Origin of the sequence: Actinomadura harenae (genome assembly GCF_003696215.1) — a bacterium.
Classification (GTDB): domain Bacteria; phylum Actinomycetota; class Actinomycetes; order Streptosporangiales; family Streptosporangiaceae; genus Spirillospora; species Spirillospora harenae.
The window spans coordinates 37,082-57,722 of the sequence record NZ_RFFG01000015.1 but is presented as its reverse complement, the minus strand read 5'-3'; the positions used below and the strand labels follow the sequence as shown (position 1 = coordinate 57,722).

Sequence of the window (20,641 nt, the reverse complement as noted above, 5' to 3'; positions counted from 1 at the left end):
CGACGGCCCTCACCCATAACAACGTTCGAGCGGCCTCGCCCGTTGGGGGCGAGGCCGCTCGAATTCGAGGAACTTCGAAGAGATCAGTGGCCGTGCGGGGCCACGACCACCTGGACGCGCTGGAAGTCCTTCAGCTCGGTGTAGCCGGCCGTGGCCATCGAGCGGCGGAGGGCGCCGATGAGGTTCATCGAGCCGTCCGCCACGTGGGACGGGCCGTGCAGGATCTGCTCCAGGGTGCCGATCGTGCCGAGGTCGAGGCGGGTGCCGCGCGGGACGTCGCCGTGGTGCGCCTCGGAGCCCCAGTGGTAGCCGCGGCCGGGGGACTCGGTCGAGCGGGCGAACGGGGAGCCGACCATGACGGCGTCGGAGCCGCACGCGAACGCCTTGGCGATCTCGCCCGAGTTGGTCATGCCGCCGTCCGCGATGACGTGGACGTAGCGGCCGCCCGACTCGTCCATGTAGTCGCGGCGCGCGGCGGCGACGTCGGCGACCGCGGTCGCCATGGGGACGGCCACGCCCAGCACCGTGCGGGTGGTGTGGCCGGAACCGCCGCCGAAGCCGACCAGCACGCCCGCCGCGCCCGTCCGCATCAGGTGCAGGGCGGCGGTGTAGGTGGAGCAGCCGCCGACGATGACCGGGACGTCCAGGTCGTAGATGAACTGCTTGAGGTTCAGCGGCTCGGCGCGTCCGGACACGTGCTCGGCCGAGACCGTGGTGCCGCGGATGACGAACAGGTCGACCCCGGCGTCGATCACGGCCTTGTGGAACTGGGCCGTGCGCTGCGGGGACAGCCGCGCCGCGACCGTGACGCCCGCCTCCCGGACCTCGGCGATCCGGCGGCCGATCAGCTCCTCCTTGATCGGCGCGGAGTAGATCTCCTGGAGCCGCTGGGTGGCGCGGACGTCGTCCAGCGAGGCGATCTCGGCGAGCAGCGGCTCGGGGTTCTCGTAGCGGGTCCACAGGCCCTCGAGGTCGAGCACGGCCAGGCCGCCGAGGCGCCCGACGGCGATCGCCGTCGCGGGCGAGACGACGCTGTCCATCGGCGCGACGACCAGCGGCATCTCGAACCGGTAGGCGTCGATCTGCCAGGCGACGCTGACCTCCTCGGGGTCGCGGGTCCGGCGGGACGGCACGATGCCGATCTCGTCGAACGCGTAGGCCCGGCGGCCGCTCTTACCCCGGCCGATCTCCACCTCTGCAGCCACAGCGGTTCCTTTTCCCCAGTCTCGGTGTCGCGAAGAGGCGTCCGCCGCGCGCGGCGGACGCCATGGTCTACGGCATTCCCCGTCGGACCGGAGAACACGCCCGTGAGACTACCGTCGGTCAGCGGCCCTGGTAGTTCGGGGCCTCGACGGTCATCTGGATGTCGTGCGGGTGGCTCTCGCGCAGCCCGGCGCTGGAGATGCGCATCAGCTGCCCGGTGCGCTGGAGCTCCGGGATGGTGCGGGTGCCCGCGTACCACATCGACTGGTGCAGGCCGCCGACCAGCTGGTGGGCGACGTTCGCGAGCGGGCCGCGGTAGGGCACCTGGCCCTCGACGCCCTCGGGGATCAGCTTCTCCTCGGACGACACGTCCGCCTGGGCGTACCGGTCCTTGGAGAACGAGCCGCCGCGCTCGCGGTTGCGCATCGCGCCGAGCGAGCCCATGCCGCGGTACGACTTGTACTGCTTGCCGTGGACGAAGATCAGCTCGCCGGGCGACTCCTCGATGCCCGCGAGCAGGCTGCCGAGCATGACGGTGTCGGCGCCCGCGACGAGCGCCTTGGCGATGTCGCCGGAGTACTGGATGCCGCCGTCGCCGATCACCGGGACGCCGGCCTCCTGGGCCGCCCGGGACGCCTCGTGGATGGCGGTGACCTGCGGGACGCCGACGCCGGCGACGACGCGCGTGGTGCAGATCGAGCCCGGTCCGACGCCGACCTTGACGGCGTCCGCGCCCGCCTCGACCAGGGCCTTCGCGCCCGCGTAGGTGGCGATGTTGCCGCCGACGACCTGGACGCCCTTCGCGTTCGCCTTGATCGTGGCGATGGTGTCGGCGACGCCCTTGGAGTGGCCGTGCGCGGTGTCCACGATGATCACGTCGGTGCCGGCCTCGATCAGGGCGGAGGCGCGGGCGAGCGCGTCCGGGCCGACGCCGACCGCGGCGGCGACCAGCAGGCGGCCCTCGGCGTCCTTGCTGGACGCGGGGTACTGCTCGCTCTTGGTGAAGTCCTTGACGGTGATCAGGCCGCGCAGCCGGTTCTGGTCGTCGACCAGCGGCAGCTTCTCGATCTTGTTGGTGGCGAGCAGCCGGAACGCCTCGTCCTTCGCCACGTCCACCGGCGCGGTGATCAGCGGCATCGCCGTCATCACCTCGCGGACGGGCCGGGAGAGGTCGGTCTCGAACCGCATGTCGCGGTTCGTCACGATTCCTACCAGGACGCCGCGCACATCGGTCACCGGGACGCCGGAGATCCGGTAGCGGGCGCACATCTGCTCGACGTCGGCGAGCGTCGCGTCCGGCAGGCAGGTCACCGGGTTGGTGATCATCCCGGCCTCGGACCGCTTGACCTTGTCCGCCTCGGTCGCCTGCTCCTCGATCGGCATGTTGCGGTGGAGCACGCCGATGCCGCCCTGGCGGGCCATCGCGACCGCGGTGCGCGCCTCGGTGACGGTGTCCATCGCGGCCGACACCAGCGGGATGCGCAGCGAGATGTCGCGGGTCAGCCGGGTGGTGGTGTCGGCCTCACCCGGTTGCATGTCCGAATACCCCGGAAGCAGGAGGACATCGTCGAAGGTCAGGCCCGTCGGGAGGAACTTGGCGGGCTCTGCTGCGGGGTTCATCACGGCTCCTTGCGCGGTATCCGACCAGGTCGACGGTGTCACACGAGGTCACGGCGGTGTGCCTTCCATGGTAGGCGGTGCCGCCCTGCCGCCCGGACCGTTCCCGGCACGCCGAGCGTGGTTTTCACGACACGTCCACCGCTCCCCGATTACGGTGTGCAACGACCCGGACCGCCTGCGCATTCCCCCGTGCGGCCGCCCCTTCCCACCCGTCCCGGGGCCCACGCGCGGTGCCCGTTCGCGCACAGAGGAGACCGGGGGGTGCACCTCGGCCGGGGAGGCGCAGTAGCGTGGAGTCGTGCACGACGATGCCCCGCTCGACCCGTTCGCCGGCGACCCGGAGGATCCGGCCGCCTCGCTCGGCGACCCCGGGGAGGACGTCGCCCCGCTCAGTGTGGCGGAGCGCGAGGACGTGCTCGCCGACCTCGCCGACCTTGAGGTCTTCCGTGCCCTGCTGGAGCCGCTCGGCGTCCGCGGCCTGACCGTGGACTGCGGCGACTGCGGCAAGATCCACTACATCGACTGGGATCTGCTGCACGGCAACCTGCGCCACCTGCTCGACGAGGGCCTGCCGCGCGTGCACGAGCCCGCCCTCGCCCCCGACCCCGTCGACTACGTCAGCTGGGAGTACGCCCGCGGCTACGTCGACGGAGTGATCGACAGCGAAGAGGGCAACTCCTGACCCCTGGGCTCCGCCCGCCCGTCAGGGGCGTGGACGGGCCACCCATCAGGGCCGTGACCGCCCGATCCGCTGCTCGACGCGCCGCCGGATCTCCTCCAGGCGGCGCCGCAACCGGTCGGCCGCGTCGGAACGCGTCGGAGGATGCCGCGGCGGACGGTCCTTCAACAGTTCGTCCAGCCGGTTCCTGAGCCGCTCCTCGTCCGAAGGGCCGCGCTTCTTCGCCGTCCCTTTGTCGGACGCCCCGGACCGTCCGGCCCGGTGCTTCTCCTCGTGCGCGCGCGGCGCACGACGTCCGGCGGGCGGCTGCGGCTTGGCGGACGACGTGCCGTCCCCACCGGCCTTGACCTGCCCGGACGGCGCGGGCCTCCCGGCGATCCGGGCCGCGGACGAGGCCGTCGGGCTCCCGGCGAGCCCGCCTCCCGCGGCCGCGACACCGGTCGTGGCCAGCACCGCGCCCACGACGCCGAGTGCCACGATCGTCCGTGGCCCCCGCCGCGACGGCCCGCTCCCCTGCTGCTCGGGCACGTCCCCGTCGCCGTTCCGCCGGGACGATCCGTCCGAGCCGGAGTTCGAGCCGGGCACGCTCTCGCCGGCCGTCACGGCCCCGGCGGACACGACCTCGGTGGACACGGCGTCCGCGCCGTGGCGGGTCGCGGTCTCGAAGGTCCGGTGAAGACGCGGGCGGGCGGCGGACAGCGCCGGCAGCCCTTCGTCCACGTCGGCGATCAGCGCGGCCAGCAGGCCCGGCACGGGGTCGGGCCCGGCCACCGGGCGCGGACGGCGGGACGCGTCCGAGGCCGGTGGCGGATCCGAGACCAGAGGCAGGGAAGACCCGGGGAGGACGCGGGCCGCGAGGGCCTCGATCAGCGCGTCGGTGCGATACAGCGTGGACAGGTCGGCCGAGCCGACGGGGGCGTCGTCCAGGCAGGGGGACCCGGTCCGGCAAGAGGACTCGATGTGGCAGGGGGACTCGGTCCGGCAGGGGGGCTCGGTCGGATCCGGGGCGCCACGGCTCCGTTCCGTCAAGCGATCGACTCCTCTCGTGCCATCGCCCGCAGCCGGGCGAGGGCGCGGTGCTGGGCGACCCGGACGGCCCCCGCGGACATGCCGAGCACATTACCGGTCTCCTCCGCCGACAGCCCCGCGACCACCCGCAGCAGCACCAGCTCGCGCTGGTGGTCGGGCAGCCGTGTGAGCAGGTCGCGGGCCCGCTGCGCCTCGATGTAGCGGACGACCGTCTCCTCCGGGCCGGGCCCCTCGTCCGGACCGTCCGGCAGGTCCTCGGTCGGGACGGCGGCGCGGACCGCGCTGCGCAGCGCGTCGGCGATCTTGTGCGCGGCGATGCCGAACACGAACGAGGCGAACGGACGTCCCATGTCGCGGTAGCGCGGCAGCGCGGACAGCACCGCGATGCAGACCTCCTGCGCCACGTCGTCGGCGATGTGGTACTGCCCCGACACCCGGCCGAGCCGGGCCCGGCAGTACCGGACGACCATCGGCCGCACCTCGGCGATCAGCACCTCGATCGCGGCCGGATCCCCCTGCACGGCGAGGCTGGTCAGCTCCCGCAGGTCCCCGTCCGGCGGACCGGCCGGGCGCGGCACGCGGCCCGGGACGGAGCGCAGCAGCCGCCCCTCGTGCCCGCCGTCAGCGGGCTCCGGCGGAGCCGGACCCCCCGAGGGTTCGGTAGCGCGCGCGGTCGTCGTCCCGGCGAAGCATCCCTCGGTCACGTAGAGCATGATGCCCAGCGGGCCCGGACCTGTCTCCACTGTCCACGGCAACGGAATGGTCACAGTGCTCGGACGAGCCGCCCGAATACCACGAAACGCGGTCAGCCGACCCCGTCCCGTGAGCCTTTCGCGCGCACGGGAAACCGCACGGGAGACCGCGCGTGAAGCCGCACACGAATCGGCACGATCACCGCATCATCCGCCAAACCGAACTCAACGGGGCGTGGGCGGGACCGGACCGCGCCGCTCCCGCCATCGAATGCCGCCCGGAAACGCACAAGGTCCCCGTCCGAGGACGGGGACCTGCATGCGCACGCGAGTGCGATACCGACCGGCCGGGGCGACGCCGCAGGCGAGCCCCCGCCGGTCGGTCGCGAAGCGATGCCGCACTCGCACGAGTCGCCGGGCCGAGGGCGGGCCGCCAGGCGCGCCCTCGGAGCCGGAGGCTCGAACGAACTCAGTGACCGTGACCGTGCCCGTGGCCGTGACCACCGGCGGCGGGCTCCTCGTCCTCGGGCTTCTCGACGACGAGGACCTCGGTGGTGAGCAGCATGCCCGCGATGGACGCGGCGTTGGTGACGGCGGAGCGGGTGACCTTGACCGGGTCGATGACGCCCTCGGCGATCAGGTCGCCGTAGACACCGGTGGCGGCGTTGAAGCCGTGGCCGGCCTCGAGCTCCTGGACCTTGGAGACCACGACGTAGCCCTCCTGGCCCGCGTTCTCGGAGATCCAGCGCAGCGGCTCGACGAGCGAGCGGCGCAGCGCCTCGGCGCCGGTGGCCTCGTCGCCGGTGAGCCCGAGGTCCTCGAAGCCCTCCTTGGCGACGTGCACCAGGGCGGAGCCACCGCCGGAGACGATGCCCTCCTCGATGGCCGCGCGGGTCGCCGAGATGGCGTCCTCCAGGCGGTGCTTCTTCTCCTTGAGCTCGACCTCGGTCGCGGCGCCGACGCGCAGGACGCACACGCCGCCGGACAGCTTGGCCAGACGCTCCTGGAGCTTCTCGCGGTCCCAGTCGGAGTCGGAGTTCTCGATCTCGACCTTGATCTGGTTGACCCGGTCGGAGATCTCCTGCGCGCTGCCCTCGCCGTCCACGATGGTGGTGGCGTCCTTGTCCACCGTGATGCGGCGGGCGCGGCCCAGGTCCTCGATGCCGATGGTGTCGAGCTTGAGGCCGAGCGCCTCGGACACGACCTGGCCACCGGTCAGGACGGCCATGTCGCCGAGCATCGCCTTGCGGCGGTCGCCGAAGCCGGGCGCCTTGACCGCGACGGACAGGAAGGTGCCGCGGATCTTGTTGGCGACCAGCAGCGCCAGGGCCTCGCCCTCGACGTCCTCGGCCACGACCAGCAGCGGCTTCTTGGTCTGCGCGACCTTCTCCGCCAGCGGCAGGAACTCCTGCACGTTGCCGATCTTGCCGTCCACGATGAGCACGTAGGCGTCCTCGAGGACGGCCTCCATGCGCTCGGGGTCGGTGACCATGTGCGGCGACAGGTAGCCCTTGTCGAACTGGAGGCCCTCGGTGAACTCCAGCTCGAGGCCCATGGTGTGGGCCTCCTCGACGGTGATGACGCCGTCCTTGCCGACCTTCTCGAACGCCTCGGCGATCAGCTCGCCGATCTTGGCGTCCTGCGCGGAGATGGTCGCGACGTGCGCGATCTCGCCCTTCTCCTCCACCTCGCGGGCGGTCTTGAGGAGCTTGTCGGACACGTACTGGGCGGCCAGGTCCATGCCGCGCTTCAGCGACAGCGGGGACGCGCCGGCCGCGACGTTGCGCAGGCCCTCGCGCACGAGCGCCTGGGCGAGCACGGTCGCGGTGGTGGTGCCGTCACCGGCGATGTCGTTGGTCTTGGTCGCCACTTCCTTGGCGAGCTGGGCCCCGAGGTTCTCGTACGGGTCCTCGAGCTCCACCTCGCGGGCGATGGTGACGCCGTCGTTGGTGATGGTCGGCGCGCCGAACTTCTTGTCGATGACGACGTTGCGGCCGCGCGGGCCGATCGTCACCTTGACGGCGTCCGCGAGAGCGTTGACGCCGCGCTCAAGAGCCCGGCGAGCGTCCTCGTCGAATTCCAGGATCTTCGCCATGCGGTTATCTCCTCTATCACGCGCGCCGCCCCGACCGCCCGCCAACGGCGGCCGGACGGGGCGGGTGCATCACGTCTCGGTGATTACTTCTCGATGATCGCGAGAACGTCGCGAGCCGAGAGCACGAGGTACTCCTCGTTGTTGTACTTGACCTCGGTGCCGCCGTACTTGCTGTACAGCACGACGTCGCCGACCTTCACGTCGAGCTCGACGCGCTGGCCCTTGTCGTCGACACGGCCCGGGCCGACCGCGAGGACGGTGCCCTCCTGCGGCTTCTCCTTGGCGGTGTCCGGAATGACCAGACCCGACGCGGTGGTGGTCTCGGCCTCAAGCGGCTGGACGACGATGCGGTCCTCAAGCGGCTTGAGAGCAACCTTGGTGGCGGTCGTCACGATCAGACCTCCCCTTCGATTGGTCCTCGGCCGGCCTCATGGGCCGACCAGCACAGATGACAGAGAGGCGACCCTGGACCGGCCTGTCGTCGCGGGTGCCAGACCGACCTTGTCGCTGTTTGGCACTCTCACACTGAGAGTGCCAGTCATGGAGACTATGCCCGACCCGGTAAGCCGTCAACACGAACCGCGCCGACCCCACTCCAGCGACAGGTCCGCGGCACGGGTGCCACGGCTCCCTGACCGGGCCGTCCCGCCTGCTCGGGGCCGGGCGCGGCGCACGGGTGCTTCCGCGCGGGCGCTACCGTCCAGGCTATGGACACCGAGGCGTTCCGCGACCTGCTGACACCGCTCGGCCGGGACCTGCTCGCCGAGGCGGACGGCGCGGACCTGACCGAGGCGGGCCTGCTCGCGACGGCCACGCGGCTGCGCGGGCGGTACCCGGCGGACCTGGTCAACGCCGCGCTGACGCAGCTCCGCCTGCGGGACCGGGGGCGCGCCAAGTTCGGGGACGACGCGTCCCGCATGTTCTTCACTCCGGCCGGACTGGAGCAGTCAACGCGCGCGGGCGTGGCCTCCTACCGCGCCCGCCGCTTCGCGGGTTTGCCAAAGATTCACCGCACGTTGGAAGTCGGTTGCGGGATCGGGGCCGATCTCGTCGCGCGCGCCATGGCCGGGGTGCCGGGCGACGGGGTCGAGCTGGATCCGCTTACAGCTGAAGTGGCTCGGGCCAACCTCGCGGCCTTCGGGGTGGAGGGGACGGCGTCCGTCCGGGCGGGCGACGGGACGGCGGTCGATCCGTCCGGGTACGGGGCGGTCTTCGCCGACCCGGGTCGCCGGACCGCGCGTGGACGGGTCTTCGACCCGCGCGCGTACGAGCCGCCGCTGGACGTCGTCCTGGGGATGGCCGAAAGCGTCCCGGCGGCCTGTGTGAAGGTCGCTCCGGGCATCCCGCACGAGGCCGTCCCGGACGGCGCGGAGGCCGAGTGGATCTCGGTCGGCGGGGACGTGAAGGAGGCCGCCCTCTGGCTCGGCGACCTCGCCGGGACCGTCCGCCGCCGCGCGACCCTCATCCCGTCCGCCCTGGGCTCCGCCTACGCGACCGCGCCCACCGACGCCGCCGGGGGCGCGGAGATCGTGACGCTGGTCCCGGACGAGGGGCTCGGGGAGCCGGACGTCCGGGGCTGGGGACGGTACCTGTACGAGCCGGACGGCGCGGTCATCCGGGCGCATCTGGTCGCGGAGGTCGCGGCGATGGTCGGCGGCGGCCTGGTCGACCCGCGTATCGCGTACATCACGTCCGACACCCTGACGAAGACCCCCTTCGGGGCGTCCTACGAGATCGAGGACGTCATGCCGTTCTCGGTCAAGCGGCTCAGGGCGGAGCTGCGGCGGCGCGGCACCGGGATCCTGACGATCAAGAAGCGCGGCTTCGCCGGGGACGTCGAGCGGCTGCGCCGCGACCTCGGGTTCGGCGGCCGCCGCCCGGCGGGCTCGGGCACCGGCGAGGTCGTCCTCGTGCTGACCCGCGTCGGAGACGACCCGGTCGCCGTCCTCGCCCACCCGGCCTAGCCCCACCCCAGCCCCAGCCCCACCCCTGGCTCAGCCTCACCCCCGGCCTGCCCCCGCCCCTGGCCCGCCCCCCGGCCTGGCCCCTGACCCTGCCCCGCCTCCTTCGGCCTAGCCTCGCGGGGCGGGGCGCGCGGGGCCGGCGGGGCGATCCAGCCCGAAGATCTTCACATCGCTTCCGGCGGCCAAGCCGCACCGCGCGGCGCGCCACGATCACGCAAATAGTGCGCGCATTCCGGCATCACGTTGGCCAACGATTGCAGCGCGCCCGCCAAGGTCATTTGACGGAATACCTAATCGGCGCGTCGCGAACGCCTTCGAAGCCGCTCTGAAATGCCATCCTGGAATGGTCGGCCACGCACGTGACGGTATCTCGCCGGACGAGTGCGCGGCCCGCCGGCCGACCGTCTTCGCCCCGACCGGGACGAGGGTGTTCGGCGACTTGTGCGGACTTGTCCCGCACCCCGGCGGGTCCGCACCCGGACGGCTTGTCCGTTCGTACCGGGGACGGCGCCGCCGCAAGTGGCGGAACCTTGACCGAACCGGGGAGAAAACCCCGGCCGGGATGATCGGTGACCTAACTCTCCAGTGGGGCGACAAAGCCCATTCCACAGAACTCGTAATTTTCCTTGCTAGTGCATATCGCCGCCCCCGGCACGCACTACAGTGAGGCGTTCAGAAATCACTGCCGTTGCGCCAATTCGTCGCGTCGGCACACGAAGGAGCATCGGGTGGAAACGAATCACAACTTCCTGCAGACGGGGGGTCAACCGGTCTCGGACCGGATGCGGGAGTTGCTCGCCCGTGCGGCGCAGGACCATGTCTACGAGCAGCGCTCACAGGGGCAGGTCCTCGACGAGATCCGGCAGCGCCTGGAGGGGATGGAGTGGCTGCTCCGTGAGGTGCGCGAGCGCGAGCTCAGCGGCCTCACCGGGCAGCTCGACAGCGTCCGCGGGCAGGTCGACGACCTGTCCAGCAAGCCTCCGGAGTGGGCCGAGGGTCTCGCGGAGCACATCGAGGCCGTCGGCGAGCGGATCAAGCCCGTCGCCGAGCTCCCCGCGCTGTGGGCCGACGTCGGCGTGGTCGCCGAGAACGTCGACGAGGGCCTCACCCGCATGCAGTCCGTGATCGACTCCGCCCAGGGCATCGCCGACGCGACCCGCCAGGCGACGCAGCGCATGGAGGAGATGGCCAAGCGCCTCGACAAGCTGCAAGGAAGCATGGAGGCCGCGTCCGTCCGCTTCAACCGGCTGGACAAGTCCCTGGCCGAGATGGGGCACCGGGCGGAGCGGCTGGAGCACTCGATCAACGGCGTGACCAGCCGGGTCGACCAGTCCCTCGGCGAGATGGCCGAGCGTGTCGAGCAGGGCCTGGAGGCCGTCAACGGACGGGTCGAGGGCGTCGGCGGACGGCTGGACGGCTTGGACGGGCGTCTGGGCGGGCTCGACGGCCGGCTCGCGGGCCTGTCCGGCAAGCTCGAGGGCCTGGACGGCCGGTTCGAGGGCGTGGACGACCGGATCGACGGCGTCAACGAGCGGATCGGGCGGCTGCCCGCCACGCTGGAGATCGGCGAGCTGCACCGCAAGGTCGCCGACCTGGTGCAGCGTCCGGTGGTCGACCACAGCGACCGGTTCGACGCGCTGGAGAAGCACCTCGCCGACGCGGTGGACCCGCTGATCGAGGAGCTGCGCGCCCGCCCGGACCGGGACGAGGTGAAGGCGACCATGTCGCAGATCGCCCGGACGGCCTACAGCGACGTGGCCAAGCGGATGGACGAGTTCTCCCGCCGGTTCGAGGACGTGCACGAGGACGTCCGCAACCGGATCGAGGGCATCCACGAGGAGGTCACCCGCAAGGTCGACAGCGCGCTCCTGGAGTTCACCACCCAGGTCGACATCGTGTCCCGCCGGGTCGAGTCGGTCCACACCGACGTCACCAAGCAGGTCGAGTCGGTCCACAACGAGGTGTCACGGCAGGTCAGCGGGGTGCACGACGACGTGTCCAAACGGATCGACGACATCCACGAGGACGTCACCAAGCAGGTCGACTCGATCCACGAGGACGTGTCCCGGCGGGTCGGCGGCGTCCAGGAGGAGTTCTCCCGCCGCGTCGAGGGCGTCCAGGACGAGGTCACGCGCCGCGCCGAGTCCGTCCAGGAGGTCCTGGGACGCCGGTTCGAGGACGTCCAGGAGGAGGTCGGCCGCAAGGTCGACGACGTGCACGTCGACGTCACCAAGCAGATGACGGCGGTGCACGAGGACGTCCTCAAGCGGCTGTCCACGCTGGAGGAGACCATGCTCGCGCTGGCCGAGGCACTGCTGCGCCCGCGCCGCGACGGGGGCAAGGACTGAGGAGCGACGTCGCCGGGGGCGGGGCGTGCCGCACGTGGGGCCGGACGGTCCGCACGGCGACGCCCCGCCCTCACGACGTGCGCGTCCTCACGTTCCGCCTTCGCCAAATCACCCTCGATACATGACGGAATCCGTTTTCATGGATCTCGTGACCCGCTCCCCGGCCCTCGCCCCGGCCCTCACCCCGTACGTCGGCGCACCGCCGAGCCCGGCCACCGCGCGCTGGGTGCGCGAGTGCTTCGGGCGGGACGCCGAGATCCGCGCGATCAGGCCGCTGCCGGGCGGCATCGCGCACGCCAACCACGCGCTGGTCGTGGAGAGCGGCTCGGGCAGCGAGCACCGGCTGGTGCTGCGCCGCTGGCTGCCCCGCGACCCGCTCGCGTCCGACGGGCCGGGCGCGGCCTTCGCCGACGGGGAGTTCTCGCCCGAGCGGGAGATCGCCGCGCTGACGCTGCTCGCCGCCTGTGAGATCCCGACGCCGACGCTGGTCGCCGCCGATCCGGCGGGCGCCTACTGCGACGCACCCGCGCTGCTGCTCGCCCGGCTGCCCGGGCATCCGCCCCGTCCCGTCCCGGACGACCTGCCGGAGGTGCTGATCCAGCTGGCCGCGGCGCTGCTGCCGGTGCACGCGCTGCGCGGCGCGGCGTCGATGCCGCCGTACGTCCCGCGGCACCGGGCCGACCTGCGGCGTCCGCCGAAGCACGCGACGCGTCCGGAGCTGTGGGAGCGGGCGCGTGAGGTGGCGTCCGGGCCCGTGCCGGACGCGCCGTCCCGGTTCGTCCACCGCGACTACCACCCGGACAACACCCTCTGGTCGCGGGGCAGGCTCACCGGCGTCGTGGACTGGTCGGACGCGTCGTCCGGGCCGGTCGGCGTGGACGTCGGGCAGATGCGGCTGCGGCTCGCGCTGCGCTACGGCGTGGCCGTCGCCGACCGCTTCCGGGACTGCTTCGACCAGGTCGCGGGCGGACACGACCAGGACCCGTACTGGGACCTGGCGTGCGTGCTCGACCTGCCGCCCGAGGAGCCCGGCCGCGTCCTGTCCGAGCGGGACGCGATCCGGGCCGAGACCTACCTGGAGACCCTGCTCTAAGGGTTCCGGACCTAGAGCATGACGGTGTCGATCGGGAGGCTGGAGTCGGCGGGCAGCCCCAGGTCGGACGGCGCGAGGCCGTTCGCGACCAGCTCGGAGCCGAGCGCGGCGACCATCGCGCCGTTGTCGGTGCACAGCTTCGGCCGCGGCACCCGCAGCCGGACCCCGGCGCGGTCGCAGCGCTCCTGCGCGAGCGCGCGCAGCCGCGAGTTCGCGGCGACGCCGCCGCCGATCAGCAGGTCCTTGACGCCGTTGTCCTTGCAGACCTTGAGCGCCTTGTGGGTCAGCACGTCCACCACGGCCTCCTGGAAGGACGCGGCGACGTCGGCGACCGGAACCGGCTCCCCGGCCCGCTCCTTCGCCTCGACCCAGCGCGCCACGGCCGTCTTCAGGCCGGAGAACGAGAAGTCGTAGGTGCCGTCGGCGTACTTGCCGCGCGGGAACGCGATCGCCGCCGGGTCGCCCTCGCGGGCCATCCGGTCGATCACCGGGCCGCCGGGGAAGCCGAGGTCCAGCACCCGGGCGACCTTGTCGAACGCCTCGCCCGCCGCGTCGTCCACGGTGGAGCCGAGGGACCGCACGTCGGACGCCACGTCCGGGACGAGCAGCAGCGACGAGTGCCCGCCGGACACCAGCATCGCCACGCACGGCTTCGGCAGCGGGCCGTGTTCGAGCTGGTCGACGCAGACGTGCGCGGCGAGGTGGTTCACGCCGTACAGCGGCTTGCCGAGCGACAGGGCGTACGCCTTGGCGGCCGCGACGCCGACCATCAGCGCGCCCGGCAGCCCCGGACCGGCCGTCACCGCGAACGCGTCGATGTCGCCGAAGGAGACCCCGGCCTCCTCGAGCGCCCGCTCGACGGTCGGGGTCATCGCCTCCAGGTGCGCGCGCGAGGCGACCTCGGGCACCACCCCGCCGAACCGGGCGTGCTGCTCGACGCTGGAGGCGATCGAGTCGGCCAGCAGCGTGTGCCCCCGGACGATCCCGACGCCGGTCTCGTCGCAGGACGTCTCGATCCCGAGCACCAGCGGCTCGGAGTCGCGGATCATGCTTCCTCCCTGGTGAAGCCGACCGGGTTCCTCTTCGGGCGCGTCTCGCGGCACATGACGACCGCGTCCACGCCGGACGGCTGGTAGTAGCGCCTGCGCAGCCCCACGCGGACGAATCCGAACCGCTCGTAGAGCCGCCGCGCCGGGTCGTTGTCGGCGCGGACCTCCAGGAACACCTGGGCGCTGCCGCGCCGGGACGCCTCGTCCAGCAGCTCGGTGAGCAGCGCGGCTCCGACGCCGGAGCCGCGCCGGTCCTCCCGGACGCCGATGGTCTGCACGTCGGCCTGGTCGGCCGCGGCGGCGAGCCCGGCGTAGCCGATGATCTCCGTGCCGTCCTCGGCGACGACGTAGTGCCGGGTGCGGGGCTGGTCGGCCAGCTCCTCGCGGAGCATCCGCTCGCTCCACGCGTCCTCGGGGAACAGGGCCTGCTCGAGCGCGTGGACGGCGGCCAGGTCGTCCCCGGTCATCCCGCGCAGCGTGACGCTCACCGCGTCACCTTCTTGCGGGGGCCGGACTCCGTGACCTTCTTGCGGGGACCGGGCTCCTTGGCGTCGGGACGGCGCAGGTAGAGCGGCTCGGGCGGGAGCAGGGCGGGGCCGGGACGCCCGGAGAGGCGCTCGACGGCGAGCTCGGCCAGGGCGACCGCGGACGGCACCAGCGGGCCCCCGTCGTCGCTGAGGACGTCGGCGTAGAGGCCCGCGCCCTCACCGATGACCGGGAGGTCCGGCACGTCCGCGCGGACGTCGGCGGCGGGGCCCACGGCGGGCTCGGTCACGCGGCGTCCGTAGGAGTCGTAGCGCGCCCAGTACACCTCGCGGCGGCGGGCGTCGGTGGCGACGGCGAACGGCTCCTCGCGGCGGGACTCCCAGGCGATCGCGTCCAGGGTGCAGACGCCGTGGACGGGCACGCCGAGCGCCTTCCCCATGGCGTGCGCCGTGACCAGGCCGACGCGCAGGCCCGTGTAGGGGCCGGGGCCGACGCCCACGACGATCGCGGACAGGTCGGCGGGCGTGGCGCCCGCCTCGCCGAGGACCCGCGCGATCTCCGGGGTCAGCACCTCGGTGTGCTTGCGCGCGTAGGTCGCCTCGGCGGCCGCGCGGGGACGTGCGACGCCCCCCGGCGTCCACTCGGTCAGCGCGACGGTGACGGCGGCGGTTGCGGTGTCGAAAGCCAGGACCAGCACGGACTGTAAGCGTAGTCGAGTGCGGCCCGTGGTCAGGATGATTCCCGCCCGGGCGAGGGCCGGCGGGGGGGCGGCGGGGGTCGGCGGGGGTCTCAGCCCTGGTCGAGGGCTTCGACGACGCTGCGGGCGGCGTCCCGGACGCCGGTGAGCGCGTCGCCCGTGGCGAGCGCGTCGCTGCCGTCCGAGCCGGAGTAGTGGACGGTGACCAGCACGTTCGCGAGGCGGACGTTGGCGACGGCCGCCCCCGAGCCCTGGTCCTCGTCGACGCTGTAGACGACGTACGCCTCGTCCCCGAGCCCGGTCACCCGGGTCTTGTCGGTGATCCGCTGGCCGCCGAGGAGCGCCTTGCCGGACTCGTCGGCGGTCCGCTCGGACACGAACGCGGCGCGGGCGGCGTCGGTCGGGCTCTGCGCCTGCGTCCCGGCGATCGCGCGCATCTCGACGCTGAGCTGCCGCTGGTCCTTGCCGCTGTAGACGCCCCAGACGCACTGGTTCTGGCGGTCGTTGGAGGCGTAGTTGTCGGCCGGCCCGCGCTCGGCGCGCGGCGCGAGCCGGTCGGCGATCTTGGAGTCGAGGAGGGTGCAGGCGTCCGGCACGGCGGTCTTCTCGGCCTTCGCCGCAGGGGTCCGCGCGGTGCTCCCGACGACCTGCCCGGCCGAGCCCCGGTCGTGGCCGCCGAGCCCGCTGATGATCACGAACGCGGCGAGCGCGCAGGCCCCTGCCCCGGCCGCGACCCCGAGCAGCACGGCCATGAGCCGCCTGCCGCGCCTGCGTTCCTTGACGATCCGGTGCGTCCCGCTCCGCGTCCGGTACTCGCCGCTCCGCGTCCGGTATTCGCCGCTCCGGGGCCGATACTCGCCCGAGCGTCCCGCGTACTCGCCCGGACGGCCGGCATACTCGCCCGAGCGAGCGCTGTATTCGCCCGAGCGGCCCGCGTACTCGCCGGAGCGTCCGCCGTAGTCGCCTGAGCGTCCCGAGTACTCGTCGGGGCGTCCGGTGGGGGTGCCGGGGCGGGTGCCGGGGCGGGTGCCGTTTCCGCCCGGGCGGGGCTCGCCGCTGAACGAGCGGTACTCCCCGCTGCGCGAGCCGCGGTGACCACCGCCGCCATGGTTGCCACTCACCGGATCCACTCCCGATCAGTAATCCAAAATGTCGGGTTTCGTCCGGCAAAGAGTACGACATGGAACGGCGTGACGGTCGCCTTCCACTTACCCGAATTCGCGCCCGGGAGGGTCAGGCAAGATCATCGAGTGCGGCGGACCAGCGGCCGCCCACTCCGATGATCTTTACTGCGCGCTGTTCGGACGCGCCGGCGGGCCCGCGCGAAATGGTGATCTCCAAACGGTCGTCCGCGAGTCCCTCGGCGAGTCCCTCGCCCCATTCGACGATCGTCACGGACTCGTCGAGCGACGCGTCCAGGTCGAGGTCGTCCAGTTCGGCGAAACCGCCCAGCCGGTAGGCGTCCACGTGCACCAGGGACGGGCCGCCCGCCAGCGACGGGTGGACGCGCGCGATCACGAACGTCGGCGAGGTCACCGGCCCGCGGATCTTCAGCCCCTCGCCGATGCCCTGGGTCAGCGTCGTCTTGCCCGCGCCCAGGTCGCCGGTCAGCACCAGCAGGTCCCCCGCGCGCAGCAGCCCGGCCAGCCGGACGCCCAGCGCCCGCATGTCCTCGGACGTCGGCACCTCGATCATGATCGGCTCCCCCTCGCTCGTCATGCGCCGTGTTCCTCCGGCCCCGGAAGGACGCGGTCGACCAGGCGGCGCAGCGAGCCGGTCACCACGCCCGGGTACTCCAGCGGCAGCACGTGGCCCGCCTCGTCCACCTCGACGAGCTCGGCGTCCGGCAGCGCCTCGGCGATCCGGCGGCCGTGCTCGGCGGGGGTCAGCCGGTCCCGGCCGCCCGCGAGGACCAGCACCGGGACGCGCCCGAGGGTCGCCAGCGCCGCCGCCTTGTCGTGCGCCATCAGCGCCGGGTAGTACTCGGCGATCACGTCGATCGGGGTGGCCCTGATCATCTGCTCCAGGAAGTCGACCACGGTGGGGCTGACCCGCTTGTCGGCGAACGCCATGTGCCGGGTGACGACGAACGCCACGTCCGCGCCGAGTCCGCGGGCCCGGTCCACCATCCAAGCCTGCCGGCCGAGGCCGCGCAGGGCACTCGGCGCGATCGGCCGGACGACCTTCACCAGGGGCGACGGCAGCCCCAGCGTCATCTCGGCGAGATCACCGCCGGAGGTGTTGACCAGCATGACGCCGCGGACCCGGCACACGGCGCCGACATCGGGGTCGGCGTCGGAGTCGGCGGCGGGGGCGGCGTCTGCGTCTGGGGCGTCCTCGAACAGCTCGGGGTGCCGCTCGGCCAGCGCCATGATCGACATGCCGCCCATCGAGTGCCCGGCCAGGATCACCGGCGCGCCGGGGCGGACCGTCGCGCGGAGCACCTCGTAGAGGTCGTCGCCGGTCTGGTCGATCGTCGCGCTGCCGGACCCGCCGCGTCCGGACCGGCCGTGGCTGCGCTGGTCCCAGAAGACCATGCGCAGCCGGTCGCCGCCCGCCGTCTTGGCGGCCAGGTCGCGCCGCTGGTAGTGCCAGACGTCCTGGTTGAGCGTGTAGCCGTGGCAGAACACGACGGTCAGCGGCGCGTCGTCCGGGCCGTCGACCTCCACGTGCAGCGGCACGCCGTCGGCCGCGGTCACCGCCAGCAGGCGTCCGCGCAGGCCGCCGAACGGCTCGGCGGCGTCCGGGTCGGGACGCAGCCTGACCCGGCCGACCGCCAGGTGCCGGATACCGACCGCCGCTCCGACCCCGGCCGCTCCGAGGCCCGCCACGGCCCCGGCCACGCCCATCCTGCGCTTGTGCTTCGCGTCCATTCCCCGTCGCCTGTCCCCGTCGCCTAGCCGGCCTCTGGGCCGCCCTCGTACACGCGCGGTACCCGGACGCCGATACGAGTGACGATCTCATAGGAGATGGTGTCCAGGGCGTCCGCCCAGTCCTGCGCGGTCGGCTCGCCTCGGTCGCCCGGACCGAACAGGACGACCTCGTCGCCCGCCGCGAGCGCGTCGTCGCCGACGTCGATCACGAACTGGTCCATGCAGACGCGTCCGGCGATCGTGCGGCGCTTGCCGCCCGCCAGGACCTCGATCAGGTTCGAGCCGTGCCGCGGGATGCCGTCGCCGTAGCCGGCCGGGACGACCGCCAGCGTCGTCTCGCGGTCGGTCGTGTAGATGTGCCCGTAGGACACGCCGCTGCCCGCCGGAACCCGCTTGACCAGGGCCGTCGAGGCCGTCAGCGTCATCGCCGGGCGCAGCCCGAACGAGCCGAGGGACGGCACCGGGCTCAGCCCGTACGTCGCGATCCCGGGCCTGACCAGGTCGAACCGGGAGTCCGGCAGGGTGAGCGCGGCGGCCGAGTTCGCCAGGTGCCGGACCTCGGGCCGCACCCCGGCCTTCTCCGCCGCCTCGACCATGTCGGTGAAGGTCGCGAGCTGCCGCGGGACGGACGCGTGGTCGAGCTCGTCCGAGCAGGCGAAGTGCGACATCAGGCCGACGACGTTCACCAGGCCGGTCGCCTCGGCGGCGAGGGCCGCCTCGACCAGGGACGGCCAGTCCTCGGGCGTGGCGCCGCCGCGCGACATGCCCGTGTCGGCCTTCAGGTGGACGCGGACGGGCCGTCCCGCGCGCTCGGCGGCGGTCGTGAGCTCGTCCAGCAGCCAGCGCGCGCCGACCGCGAGGTCGAGCTCCTCGGTGACGGCGCGGGTGTAGTCCTCGCCCGGCACGCCCAGGCCGACCAGCACGGGGACGCCGCGCACCTCGGCGTCGCGGAGCCGCAGGCCCTCGTCGAGCTTGGCCACGCCCAGCCAGGTCGCGCCGCCGGCCAGGGCCGCGCGGGCCGCCGGGACGAGCCCGTGACCGTACGCCTCGGCCTTGACCATCGCCATCACCTCGGCCCCGCCCGACAGCTCGCGCATCACGGCCACGTTGCCGCTGATCGCGTCCAGGTCGATGCGTGCCTGCGCAGGATCGCTCATAGTCACCCAGTGTGCCCGCCGTGGGCGGATGCCTCGGCCCCGCCTCCCCCCACCTTGGACGCCCGAGTGATTCGTGTGGTTCGCGTCACCATGGGAGGGTTCGGAAGGCGGCGGGCAGCGCGGTGATCACGTCGAACGCGCCGATCGGGGCCTCCCCGGCGTCCGGCGAGGCGCCCCCGGCGGCCAGGCGCGCCGCGAGCCCGTGCAGATAGGCGCCCGCCGTGGCGGCGTCCAGCGCGGACAGCCCACCCGCCAGCAGCGCCCCGGTCAGCCCGGACAGGACGTCCCCGGTGCCCGCCGTCGCCAGCCACGACGTCCCGGTCGGGTTCACCCGGACCGGGCGGCCCGGCTCGGCGATCACCGTCGTCGAGCCCTTGAGCAGCACCGTCGCGTCCAGCTCGGCCGCGGCCCGCCGGACGAACTCCAGTCGCCGCGCCTCGATCTCCCCCCGGTCGGCGTCCAGGAGCCGGGCCAGCTCGCCCGCGTGCGGCGTCAGCAGGGTCGGCGCGTCCCTGGCCAGCAGGTCGCGCCGCCGCGCCAGGACGGTCAGCCCGTCGGCGTCCACGAGCACGGGCAGCTCGGTCGACAGGACGGCCTGGAGCAGGCCCTCGGCGTCCTCGCCGGTGCCGAGGCCGGGCCCGGCCACCCACGCCTGGACCCGTCCGATGCCGTCCAGTGCCTTCTCACCGGGCTCGATCACCGTGGTCACGGCCTCCGGCCAGCGCTGCCGCACCAGCTCGACGGCGGGCCGCACGGACGCGAACCGGACCATCCCGGCTCCCCCGCGCACGGCCCCGCCCACCGACAGCACCGCGGCCCCGGTGAAAGCCTCTCCACCTGCGAGAATGCCGACGACACCGCGCCGGTACTTGTCCGACTCGGGGCCCGGGACGGGCGGACGGACGTCCTCGGCGGCCGGGGAGACGACGTCCGGATCGTCCAGGTAGGGGCCGAGACCGATGTCGACCAGCTCGACGACCCCGCAGTACGACGCCCCCGGATCGATCAGCAGGCCCGGCTTGAGCGTCCCGAACGTGACGGTCACGTCCGCCCGGACGGCCGCGCCCTCCACCTGCCCGGACGACGCGTCCACGCCGCTCGGCACGTCACAGGCCACCACGATCCCGCCCGCCCCGGACGCGGCCAGCGCCAGCGTCGCGTGCGGCTCCCGGAGCGCCCCGGACCCGCCGATCCCGGTCAGCCCGTCGATCACCAGATCGGCCGCGGCGACCGCCGCCCCGGCGTCCGCGAGGTCGATCAGCCGTCCGCCCGCGGCCCGCAGGTCGGCGAGTCCCTCCTGGTGGAGCCGGGACCCGGCCGCCACGGCCCGCACCCGCGCCCCGCGCCGGGCCAGCCGGGCACCCGCGTACAGCGCGTCCCCGCCGTTGTCCCCGGACCCGGCGAGCACCACGACGTCCGCGCCGTACACGCGTCCGAGCAGCCCGGCGCACACCCGCGCCAGCCCCGCCGCCGCCCGCCGCATCAGCGTCCCCTCGGGCAACCGCGCCATCAGCGCGCCCTCGGCGGCCCGCACGTCACCGACCTCATGCGCGTATCTCACCCGGTCCCCTTTCCGCGATCATTTCCCCCAGAGTGCCATGCGACCCGTGCCTTGACGGGTGCGCCCTGACGAGTCAATGGTGAAGCTACGCACGT

Annotated in this window: 18 protein-coding genes; 4 read left to right on the top strand and 14 right to left on the bottom strand. The window is 73.3% G+C overall.

Annotated elements, in window-relative coordinates; translation table 11 throughout:
• Window positions 1–83: 83 nt before the first annotated feature.
• Entirely contained in the window at window positions 84–1,193 is a 1,110-nt protein-coding gene (locus tag EBO15_RS10955) for a GuaB3 family IMP dehydrogenase-related protein (protein ID WP_122194225.1), read from the bottom strand.
• A gap of 130 nt (window positions 1,194–1,323) precedes the next feature.
• Window positions 1,324–2,823 carry an IMP dehydrogenase gene (gene guaB, locus EBO15_RS10950; RefSeq protein WP_122194224.1) on the bottom strand — a complete coding sequence of 500 codons (1,500 nt, stop codon included), beginning with the start codon at window positions 2,821–2,823 and terminating at the stop codon, window positions 1,324–1,326.
• Window positions 2,824–3,121: 298 nt separating this feature from the next.
• On the opposite strand from guaB, the gene EBO15_RS10945 reads away from it, so the two are divergent.
• Window positions 3,122–3,505 carry a DUF5319 domain-containing protein gene (locus EBO15_RS10945; RefSeq protein ID WP_026415270.1) on the top strand — a complete coding sequence of 128 codons (384 nt, stop codon included), beginning with the start codon at window positions 3,122–3,124 and terminating at the stop codon, window positions 3,503–3,505.
• A 45-nt stretch (window positions 3,506–3,550) separates the two neighbouring features.
• Here EBO15_RS10945 and EBO15_RS10940 read toward each other — a convergent pair whose 3' ends face one another.
• The 4 genes from EBO15_RS10940 to groES form a co-directional block, all read right to left on the bottom strand.
• Window positions 3,551–4,531 carry a hypothetical protein gene (locus EBO15_RS10940; RefSeq protein ID WP_122194223.1) on the bottom strand — a complete coding sequence of 327 codons (981 nt, stop codon included), beginning with the start codon at window positions 4,529–4,531 and terminating at the stop codon, window positions 3,551–3,553.
• Window positions 4,528–5,130, bottom strand: a complete 603-nt coding sequence (locus EBO15_RS10935) for a sigma-70 family RNA polymerase sigma factor (protein WP_325051894.1) — start codon at window positions 5,128–5,130, stop codon at window positions 4,528–4,530. Before EBO15_RS10935 ends, EBO15_RS10940 begins: the two co-directional genes overlap by 4 nt.
• A 562-nt stretch (window positions 5,131–5,692) precedes the next feature.
• On the bottom strand, window positions 5,693–7,318 hold the full coding sequence (gene groL / locus EBO15_RS10930) for a chaperonin GroEL (RefSeq protein ID WP_122194222.1): 1,626 nt from the start codon (window positions 7,316–7,318) through the stop codon (window positions 5,693–5,695).
• Between the two features lie 83 nt (window positions 7,319–7,401).
• Window positions 7,402–7,710, bottom strand: a complete 309-nt coding sequence (groES, locus tag EBO15_RS10925; RefSeq protein ID WP_034487853.1) for a co-chaperone GroES — start codon at window positions 7,708–7,710, stop codon at window positions 7,402–7,404.
• A 315-nt stretch (window positions 7,711–8,025) separates the two neighbouring features.
• Here groES and EBO15_RS10920 point away from each other — a divergent pair, with 315 nt between their 5' ends.
• The 3 genes from EBO15_RS10920 (at window position 8,026) to EBO15_RS10910 (ending at window position 12,723) form a co-directional block, all read left to right on the top strand.
• The gene (locus EBO15_RS10920; RefSeq protein ID WP_122194221.1) at window positions 8,026–9,282 is read left to right on the top strand and encodes a class I SAM-dependent methyltransferase; all 1,257 of its coding nucleotides are present in this window, start codon (window positions 8,026–8,028) and stop codon (window positions 9,280–9,282) included.
• A 728-nt stretch (window positions 9,283–10,010) separates the two neighbouring features.
• Entirely contained in the window at window positions 10,011–11,630 is a 1,620-nt protein-coding gene (locus EBO15_RS10915) for an apolipoprotein A1/A4/E domain-containing protein (protein WP_122194220.1), read from the top strand.
• A 121-nt stretch (window positions 11,631–11,751) separates the two neighbouring features.
• On the top strand, window positions 11,752–12,723 hold the full coding sequence (locus EBO15_RS10910; RefSeq protein WP_233616109.1) for a phosphotransferase family protein: 972 nt from the start codon (window positions 11,752–11,754) through the stop codon (window positions 12,721–12,723).
• A gap of 11 nt (window positions 12,724–12,734) precedes the next feature.
• On the opposite strand, the gene tsaD is transcribed toward EBO15_RS10910, so the two are convergent.
• From tsaD to EBO15_RS10870, 8 genes are all read right to left on the bottom strand, one after another.
• A complete protein-coding gene (gene tsaD / locus EBO15_RS10905) occupies window positions 12,735–13,772 on the bottom strand; it encodes a tRNA (adenosine(37)-N6)-threonylcarbamoyltransferase complex transferase subunit TsaD (protein WP_122194218.1) in 1,038 nt (345 codons plus the stop codon).
• Window positions 13,769–14,260, bottom strand: coding sequence for a ribosomal protein S18-alanine N-acetyltransferase (rimI, locus tag EBO15_RS10900; RefSeq protein WP_325051892.1), 492 nt, complete (start codon window positions 14,258–14,260; stop codon window positions 13,769–13,771). Before rimI ends, tsaD begins: the two co-directional genes overlap by 4 nt.
• Window positions 14,257–14,955: a tRNA (adenosine(37)-N6)-threonylcarbamoyltransferase complex dimerization subunit type 1 TsaB gene (gene tsaB, locus EBO15_RS10895; RefSeq protein WP_122194217.1), complete on the bottom strand. Its 699-nt coding sequence runs from the start codon at window positions 14,953–14,955 to the stop codon at window positions 14,257–14,259. Before tsaB ends, rimI begins: the two co-directional genes overlap by 4 nt.
• Before the next feature lie 92 nt (window positions 14,956–15,047).
• Window positions 15,048–16,076 (bottom strand): hypothetical protein, encoded by a 1,029-nt coding sequence (locus tag EBO15_RS10890; protein ID WP_147481448.1) that lies wholly within the window; start codon window positions 16,074–16,076, stop codon window positions 15,048–15,050.
• Between the two features lie 112 nt (window positions 16,077–16,188).
• On the bottom strand, window positions 16,189–16,674 hold the full coding sequence (gene tsaE / locus EBO15_RS10885) for a tRNA (adenosine(37)-N6)-threonylcarbamoyltransferase complex ATPase subunit type 1 TsaE (RefSeq protein WP_233616108.1): 486 nt from the start codon (window positions 16,672–16,674) through the stop codon (window positions 16,189–16,191).
• Entirely contained in the window at window positions 16,671–17,828 is a 1,158-nt protein-coding gene (locus EBO15_RS10880; protein ID WP_122194215.1) for an alpha/beta fold hydrolase, read from the bottom strand. Before EBO15_RS10880 ends, tsaE begins: the two co-directional genes overlap by 4 nt.
• A gap of 23 nt (window positions 17,829–17,851) precedes the next feature.
• Complete coding sequence (alr, locus tag EBO15_RS10875) at window positions 17,852–18,985, bottom strand: alanine racemase (protein WP_122194214.1); 1,134 nt, start codon at window positions 18,983–18,985, stop codon at window positions 17,852–17,854.
• A gap of 85 nt (window positions 18,986–19,070) precedes the next feature.
• Window positions 19,071–20,546 (bottom strand): NAD(P)H-hydrate dehydratase, encoded by a 1,476-nt coding sequence (locus tag EBO15_RS10870; protein ID WP_122194213.1) that lies wholly within the window; start codon window positions 20,544–20,546, stop codon window positions 19,071–19,073.
• Window positions 20,547–20,641: the final 95 nt, after the last annotated feature.